The sequence below is a fragment of the Shewanella sp. SG41-4 genome, from assembly GCF_014164505.1.
Classification (GTDB): domain Bacteria; phylum Pseudomonadota; class Gammaproteobacteria; order Enterobacterales; family Shewanellaceae; genus Shewanella.
In genome coordinates this window covers 1-3,073 of the sequence record NZ_JACJFI010000367.1, presented here as the reverse complement: position 1 = coordinate 3,073, position 3,073 = coordinate 1, and the positions used below count along the sequence as shown (strand labels likewise).

4 protein-coding genes are annotated in these 3,073 nt (G+C 38.2%); 3 read left to right on the top strand and 1 reads right to left on the bottom strand.

Annotated features, from left to right (window positions below):
- Together queC and rrtA are read left to right on the top strand one after the other, a co-directional pair.
- On the top strand, positions 1-629 hold a 629-nt coding region (gene queC / locus H5202_RS19700), incomplete at its 5' end, for a 7-cyano-7-deazaguanine synthase QueC (RefSeq protein WP_182773560.1).
- Positions 630-812: 183 nt separating this feature from the next.
- A complete protein-coding gene (rrtA, locus tag H5202_RS19695; RefSeq protein ID WP_182773559.1) occupies positions 813-1,442 on the top strand; it encodes a rhombosortase in 630 nt (209 codons plus the stop codon).
- A gap of 71 nt (positions 1,443-1,513) precedes the next feature.
- Here rrtA and H5202_RS19690 read toward each other — a convergent pair whose 3' ends face one another.
- A complete protein-coding gene (locus tag H5202_RS19690; RefSeq protein WP_182773558.1) occupies positions 1,514-2,140 on the bottom strand; it encodes a hypothetical protein in 627 nt (208 codons plus the stop codon).
- Between the two features lie 290 nt (positions 2,141-2,430).
- Here H5202_RS19690 and trhA point away from each other — a divergent pair.
- A partial coding sequence (gene trhA, locus H5202_RS19685; protein ID WP_259397396.1) for a PAQR family membrane homeostasis protein TrhA occupies positions 2,431-3,073 on the top strand: 643 nt, incomplete at its 3' end.

The following is a 3,073-nucleotide window of genomic DNA, read 5'->3' as shown; positions in this document are numbered from 1 at the left end:
TTCAAGCCTTATCTCAATATGACGAAGTACACGGGATAACATTTGATTATGGCCAACGCCATCGTCAAGAAATCGAAGTGGCAAAATCCTTGGCAATAGAGTTGAAATTAGCTAGCCATAAAGTCATGGACACCACCTTATTAAATGAATTAGCCATTTCAGCATTAACACGTGACGCTATTCCGGTATCACATGAATTGATGAATAATGGCTTGCCAAACACTTTTGTGCCCGGGCGTAACATTTTATTTTTAACTTTAGCAGGCATATACGCTTATCAATTGGGTTGTGATGTCATTATTACAGGAGTGTGTGAAACAGACTTTTCAGGCTATCCAGATTGCCGTAATGAATTCGTTCAATCTATGCAAAACTCATTAGCACTTGGAATGGATAAACCCCTCAAAATAATTACTCCATTAATGTGGCTCAATAAAGCGGAAACCTGGGCACTAGCTGATAAATATCAGCAATTAGCATTGGTGCAACATCAAACGTTAACTTGTTATAACGGTATTGTTGGTAAAGGCTGTGGTGATTGCCCTGCTTGTGTATTACGTCAACGTGGCTTAGATGATTACTTGCAAAATAGTCAATCTGTGATGGACTCATTAAACAGTAAGCTATAAGCATATCGATAACTGTCTGTAACTGACCACAGCGGCTTTATGTAACTCTAGCCGCTGTGTTATTTGGTTGACGACACAAAAAGAACATAAGTTAACGCTATGTGGCAATTTTGCGCTACAGTTAATTTAAGTGTGTTTGGATAATTAAATTGGCTTGTTTTGACGGTGCGTAAAGAGGATATTTTGCTAAATCATAAATCAAACACTGTTGGACTTTATCACATCGTTGTTGTCATCAGCCTTATTTGTATTGGGCTGTTTGCAGCAGATATACCAACGCCTGCATTTTTGCCCATTGATCAGTATTTAAGTTATCAATATAACGCTATTACTCATGGGCAAGTATGGCGATTAGTCACGGGTAACCTGTTGCATACTAATCTATGGCATTTGCTGATGAATCTGGCAGGATTCTGGGTGATTGTGTTTTTACATGAAGTCCATTACAAGCGTCATCCAGGCAAGTTGATATTACTGTTTCTCAGTTTATGTTTATTAGAAGGTATTGGTTTATATATCTTTTATCCTAGTCTAAAAGCTTATGTAGGCTTAAGTGGTTTGTTACATGGGTTGTTTGCTTTTGGTGCAGTAATGGACATTCGCAAAGGTTACCGTTCAGGTTATTTACTGTTGCTTGGTGTGATCATTAAAGTCGGATACGAGCAGGTATTTGGTGCGACGAGCAGTATTACCCAGTTAATTAATGCCAGAGTTGCCACTGAATCACATCTGGTTGGTCTTATTTGTGGAATATTGTGCGCGTTGTGCTGGTCAACGATTGCCCATCGCTTTAAATACCACAAACTGCCTTAACGATACATGCAAACGGTGTTTAGGTTAGCGCAAATGTTTTGCTGATTATGCTTGATAAAAAGTATCTTTGATTAATTTACTATAGGCTCTAATTGTTCTGATTCAATTTTTTGTCCATCCGTTTCCTCTGAGATCCCACTTTTAGGTTCAAGTTCAGTAGATGGAACAGCTGCATTTGATTTTGCTCGCTCGATTAATTTGTCGTATTCAGCTTGAGTAATAAGATAACTTTTTAACGGCGGTAATGGTTTTGTAGACTGTTGAGTCACCGGGACTTCTGTCATTCCACTGATATCAACTCGGCCAAATAGTAACGCTAGGCTAATAATGAACACATGTATTAAAATCACTATTAATGTAATGTATTTACTATTACTCACTACAGCCAAAAAACGTTGCCAAGTATTGCCACTATCCATTGATTGATTAGGCTGTAATAAAGGTTCATTGCCCACTGGTAAGGTTCTAATCACACCCGTTAACTGCAACTGAATATCATCGGCCACTTGTTGTTGGTGGTGTTGTAATTCATGTTCATCTATCACTTCATCTTCTTTCTCAACAAAAGGTGTCACGCCTTTGTTAAATTCAATGTTAGCGTTTTCAACCCGCGGTGATAGCTTGTTGCCCCAATGCGGATCAGCGCTATTAGTTGTCGTTGATTGAAGCGAACTCGACTGTTGGTTTTTTTCAGGCATATAGACTAACTCACCAAGAATGATCGGTTAAGTATAACGTTATAAACCTCATTAAGTAGCACCTTTTTATGGAATTTATGGATGAATTGAATTAACAAATATTTACCCAATCGAGCATTAAATTAGCATTATAAGTAACATAAATGCACACTGCAGTTTCAGCTTACACGTGTTCACTTAAATATAGCTATTTTGTTTTGAGGTTGATAGACTAGCCTTGCTCAAAATCCAACCATAAAGATTTACAGGATATTATGAATTCATTATCAAACAATTTGGCATCTCAGCAAATGGTAGCAGTATCTACCGGTTCAGATTACTGCCAGGCAGAAGAAAAAGCCAATGCCCTTTCACATGCATTAGGTGTTGTTGCTGGTATCATCGGCTTAATGCTAATGCTGATAAAAGCACCCGAACACTTAACGTTAGTGCAAATATCGGGTGTAGCAATTTATGGCATTAGCATTATCGCTTTATTTCTTGCTTCTACATTATATCACTCAAGCCAAAGTGCGCTGTGGCGTAAACGCTATAAAATGGCAGATCACTGCGCTATTTATACTTTGATTGCCGGCACGTATACACCAATGATGCTAATCAGTTTACAAAGCACACAAGCCACAATGGTTTTAACAGCTATTTGGTCTTTGGCTTTGGGCGGAGTTATCTTTAAAACTTTATTTATAGGTCGCTTTAAAGCGTTTAGCGTGGCGTTATATTTAGTGATGGGTTGGTTATGCGTCACTGTAATGGGCGATTTGAAAACTCACATGAGCAATTTAGGCCTAAGCCTACTTCTTGCTGGAGGTCTATTTTATAGTTTAGGGGTGATTTTCTATGTTGGAAAGCGCATTCCGTTTAATCATGCTATTTGGCATTTATTTGTACTCGGTGGTGCATTCAGCCATTTTTTATGTATTTATCTAACCATTC